Origin of the sequence: Kitasatospora nipponensis, assembly GCF_039528135.1 — a bacterium.
Classification (GTDB): domain Bacteria; phylum Actinomycetota; class Actinomycetes; order Streptomycetales; family Streptomycetaceae; genus Kitasatospora; species Kitasatospora nipponensis.
This window is the reverse complement of sequence record NZ_BAAALF010001205.1, coordinates 1-507: the sequence shown is the minus strand read 5'-3', so window position 1 is coordinate 507 and position 507 is coordinate 1. Positions and strand designations below refer to the sequence as shown.

The window sequence follows — 507 nt, the reverse complement described above, 5'->3', positions numbered from 1 at the left end:
AGCAGTCGATCATCCCGGGCTTCCTCACCCTGATCGGCACCGGCAAGTTCGTGGCCGCCTCGAACGGCCCGGTGCACTTCGTCGAGCCGCCGATCCGGGTCGACCCGCAGGCCCTGGTCGGCTGGGCCGACTGCCCCGCACCCTGCCACCACTACGACCACGGCTACATGCACGGCGTGCTCGGCGGGCTCCGCCAGCTGACCGGTCTCGGCGGGGCCTCCGGCGGGGGGCAACAGTTCGAGGTCATCGGGGCCGGTACGGTGCTGATCCAGTCCAGCGAGACCCTGATGGCCGAGCGCTCGGTCGGCGTCGTGCACCAGGAGGCCGGCGTCCCCGGCGGCGGCTACGGCGTACCGCCGCAGCAGGGCCACGGCCAGAGCCAGTTGCCGAACGTGAACGTCCCCGGTCTGGGGAATCTCGGCGACCTCGGACGGCGCTTCGGTCTGTAGGTTCTGCAGTTGGTCTAATTGTATAACTTTTAACAACCTCGGCTATAGTGTTTGCCAT

General features: G+C 68.0%; 1 pseudogene. It reads left to right on the top strand.

What is annotated here, in order from left to right:
- Window positions 1–449, top strand: a pseudogene (locus ABD323_RS45680) (AIM24 family protein); the annotation flags it as partial.
- Window positions 450–507 lie beyond the last annotated feature (58 nt).